We start from the raw sequence: 4,010 nt of genomic DNA on the forward strand, positions 1-4,010 counted from the left end.
GTGGCAGACCGGGATCGACTGCAACAGGTGTCTGAGGAACGAGCGGCGCTGGAGCGGGACCTCGCGCAGCTGAGGGCCGCCGCTGCTGAGGAGCAGAGCAGAGCCGTCGAGTCCCTGCAGGGCAGGATCGACGCCGAGATCGAGGACGGGCGCCGCAACGTCGCCGAGAAGAAGGCGGAGGTCGAGCGCCTGCGCGACGACCAGGAGGACGTCTGCGGCTTCGTCCAGGACCTGATCGATCTGGTGACACCCGGTAGCGCGTGCGAGACCGCTGACCTGGCGGTCGAGAAGGCGGACGAAGCGCTGGACACCTTCGAACGAACCCTCGGCCAGGCTGAGGAGGACGCCGCAGTCCTTCGCGACCCCGCCCTGACCCCTCAACAGAAGCTCGATCGCCTCGGCCAAGGCGGCGACCAGCCCCTCGTCGAGAGAGAGATCGACAACAAGGAGTCGGAGCTGGGCCAGAAGAAGGCCGAACAGCAGAGCTTGGAGGAGACCCAGTCATCCGGGGTGGGATGGGTGGTCAACCAGTGGGCCCGGTCGTGGAAGTGGTTGGCTCTCATCGCACTGCTGGCACTCGTCATGCCGGGAGTACTGCGCACCGTCAGCTACTTCGTCCTGATGCCGGTGGTGAGTCGGGTGCACAGCCCGATTCACCTGTCGGCCGGGTCTGAGAACGCAGCTGCCGACCTTCGCACCAGCCCTGCCCAGCGGACGCTCACCGTCGAGCTCGGTGCCGGGGACGTGCTGTCCGCGCGGTCGGAGCACGTTCGTCCGGTGGAAGGGAAGATCCACAGCCGGCTTCTCTACGACTGGACGTCGCCGTTCATCAGCTTCGCAGCCGGGCTCTACGGATTGAGTCGGATCACCGGCGACGGGCGCGTCACCTCGGCGACGCTGTCGACACCAGCTGACCCAGACTCGTACCTCATGCGTATCGACTTCACGGACCACCCTGGCCTCGTGATTCACCCGAAGCACGTCGTGGGCGTGATCGGCACGCCGGAGCTGAAGACGCGCTGGCGGTGGGGCATCCAATCCTTCGCGACGTGGCAGGTGCGCTACATCATGTTCAGCGGCAACGGCAGCCTGATCGTCCAGGGCAGCGGCGATGTCGTGGAGACGAGCCCCCGAGGTAGGTCCATGAGGATCGAGCAGCACCTGGTGATGGGCTTCGACTCCCGACTGGCCGTGGGTGTCAACCGGACCGAGGTGTTCTGGCCGTACCTGTGGGGCAAGACTCCTCTGGTCGACGACGAGTTCACTGGGCCCCATCCGCTCTTCTGGCAGAAGTCCACCGTCGACGGTCCCAGCAACCCGATCGCCAAGGTCTTCGGCGCCGGGTTCTCGGCGTTCGGCAAGCTGTTGGGCTTCTGAGCTCTCGTGAGTCTCCTGAGCTCTCCTGGGTCGCCGTCCTGAGCCTGTGACGGCCGTCGCCGTCGCCGTCCCTGATCGCGCGATCCGCGATGCTTGGACCTGAGTCTCGACCGGACTCAGGTCCAAGCATCGTTGTCGGTGCCCTCGGCTCTGATGGTCGCACGGACAATGGCGGACCTTCGGGGGGACGGGATGCAGACGGGCGAGGCACACGCGCAGCCGGCGGAGTCGGCGTTGGTGAGGACGTCCGCGGAGGACGAGCAGGTCTCAGGGCTGATTCGACGCGTACGCCGCATGGCGAAGCTCTCGCAGCGTCAGCTCGCGCACGAGCTGGGCGTCTCGCAATCGGCCGTTGCTAAGTGGGAGACGGGGCGCACCAGTCCGACGGCGCGCATGTTGGCCGGCATCCTGCGCGTGGTCGACCTGGGGTTGGCAGCCGTGCGGGAACCTGTTGAGGGGGCATGCGTCGAGCCGGCGCAGACCGTGGGCGGAGCCGGGGAGCTGGTCCCGCCGATGGCAGCAACGGCGGCCCGGGACGCCGTTGGCCGCCGTTATCCGGCTCACACGTTCGTGTGGGCGGAGGGGTGGTGGGCACCTGAGGGCTCCGAGACGACGGCCTGGTTCGACCAGTTCCGCTGGCGATCCGAGGTCCTCGAGCTGCCCCGGGTGCGCTACAGCCGGCGCTGGCAGCTGGGCCGTCGACCGACCGTCCACGACCTCCACGAGCACCCGACCTGGGAGCAGCTCGTGGCTGAGGCGAGAGCCAGCTGGGCTCCGCCGCGTCGCAACATCCTGTCGATCCCGGAGTGGGCGCTGCAGGACTCCAGGAAGTCGCGCAACCGACGACCCGAGGAGTTCCGCGCCCTGGCCCGCGTCGTGAGCGTCGCACGAGCGAGCCCTGTTGATCGCGGCCGCACTCTCGTGCCGAGGCCCACACGTGAGTAGCGTCGAGGCATGACAGGCCAGGGCATCGAGTTGGAGGTCCCGCCCAGCGGGTCGGGGTGCGTGGAGTGCGACGCTGCCAGGGGTTGGTGGGTGCACCTGAGACGCTGCGCGCAGTGCGGCCACAGAAGGGCATCATCGGACCTGCCTAGGCTCCGCCGACCTCGCATCCGGACGAACAGCTCGCGCCTGGCCCTGCGGGCCGCGTCCCGGCGACTGGCGCGACCACATCCGCGAGTGAGAGGCCCTGTCCAATGGCGACGTACGACGTCAACACCGCTGCCATCGCGCACGCCCGACGGCTCATCGAGGCGCGCCAGTACGTCCTGGGGAGCGACTGGAGGCAGATGCAACATGATGCCGACGCTGAGAACGCCTTCCTGGCCAAGCACAGCTGGGAGGATTACGCCGTCTGGTTCCTCGGCCTCGCCGAGGGAGTCGACGATGAGACGAAGGCCCGCCATGCGTTCGCCTACGGCGATCTGCGGCGCGTCCACCGCAGCGGGCTGATCGCCTGCGTCTACCGGGCCTCGCAGTGGCGCCACAAGAAGGGCGAGCTGGCCGCCCACGGACTTCTCCAACAGCTGGACTCGCTGGCGGGGATCACATGACATCTTTCTCGGTGTCATGTATCTTGACATCAAGACAAACTGCCTGACGGCAGGAGCGTGACTTAGGTACGCCTTGCTCTCACCGGTCGTCCGGCGCGGGGCAAGATGGGCTCACACGGGCTCAGGCAGACCGAAATCCAGAAGATCCACCAGACAAACTCAGGAGATGTGGCGGATGGCCAGTCAAGACAGCTTCGGCGCCAAGAGCACCCTCGACGTGGACGGTACGTCCTACGAGATCTTCCGACTCGATGCGGTCGAGGGCGACGGCATCGACGTCGCCTCGCTGCCCTTCAGCCTGAAGGTGCTCCTCGAGAACCTGCTGCGCACCGAGGACGGAGCGGACATCACCGCGGACGACATCCGCGCGCTGGCCGGGTGGGACGAGACTGCGGATCCCGACAAGGAGATCCAGTTCACCCCCGCTCGGGTGATCATGCAGGACTTCACCGGCGTTCCCTGTGTCGTGGACCTGGCGACGATGCGCGAGGCCATGGCCGAGCTCGGCGGCGACGCGACCAAGATCAACCCGCTCGCGCCCGCCGAGATGGTCATCGACCATTCCGTCATCGCCGATGTCTTCGGCACCCCGGAGGCCTTCGAACGCAACGTCGAGATCGAGTACGAGCGCAACCGCGAGCGCTACCAGTTCCTGCGTTGGGGCCAAGGTGCCTTTGACGACTTCAAGGTCGTCCCGCCCGGCACCGGCATCGTCCACCAGGTCAACATTGAGCACCTCGCCCGCACCGTCTTCACCCGCGAGGTGGACGCTGCGGGCGGCGGGAAGAGCCTGCAGGCATACCCCGACACGTGCGTCGGCACCGACTCCCACACGACCATGGTCAACGGCATCGGTGTCGTGGGCTGGGGCGTGGGTGGCATCGAGGCCGAGGCCGCCATGCTCGGCCAGCCCGTCAGCATGCTCATCCCTCGCGTCGTCGGCTTCAAGCTGAACGGCGACCTGCCCGAGGGCGCTACCGCCACGGACCTGGTGCTCACCATCACCGAGATGCTCCGCAAGCACGGTGTCGTCGGCAAGTTCGTCGAGTTCTACGGCCCGGGGGTCTCGGCACTGCCGCT

At 67.3% G+C, this 4,010-nt stretch carries 4 protein-coding genes; all 4 read left to right on the forward strand.

The features are described 5' to 3' along the window. Nucleotides 1-27: 27 nt before the first annotated feature. Nucleotides 28-1,377 carry a hypothetical protein gene (locus tag JWN68_RS04735; protein ID WP_297735437.1) on the forward strand — a complete coding sequence of 450 codons (1,350 nt, stop codon included), beginning with the start codon at nucleotides 28-30 and terminating at the stop codon, nucleotides 1,375-1,377. A gap of 153 nt (nucleotides 1,378-1,530) precedes the next feature. Continuing rightward, entirely contained in the window at nucleotides 1,531-2,322 is a 792-nt protein-coding gene (locus JWN68_RS04740; protein ID WP_297735439.1) for a helix-turn-helix transcriptional regulator, read from the forward strand. Nucleotides 2,323-2,573: 251 nt separating this feature from the next. After that, on the forward strand, nucleotides 2,574-2,930 hold the full coding sequence (locus JWN68_RS04745) for a hypothetical protein (RefSeq protein WP_297735442.1): 357 nt from the start codon (nucleotides 2,574-2,576) through the stop codon (nucleotides 2,928-2,930). Between the two features lie 175 nt (nucleotides 2,931-3,105). After that, a partial coding sequence (locus tag JWN68_RS04750; protein WP_297735444.1) for an aconitase family protein occupies nucleotides 3,106-4,010 on the forward strand: 905 nt, incomplete at its 3' end.

Origin of the sequence: Nocardioides sp. (assembly GCF_025964975.1) — a bacterium.
Taxonomy (GTDB): Bacteria; Actinomycetota; Actinomycetes; order Propionibacteriales; family Nocardioidaceae; genus Nocardioides.

Coding starts and splice junctions, on each gene's coding strand:
- JWN68_RS04740 (WP_297735439.1), top strand. CDS start 1,531: ATGGTCGCACGGACAATGGCGGACCTTCGGGGGGACGGGATGCAGACG.
- JWN68_RS04745 (WP_297735442.1), top strand. CDS start 2,574: ATGGCGACGTACGACGTCAACACCGCTGCCATCGCGCACGCCCGACGG.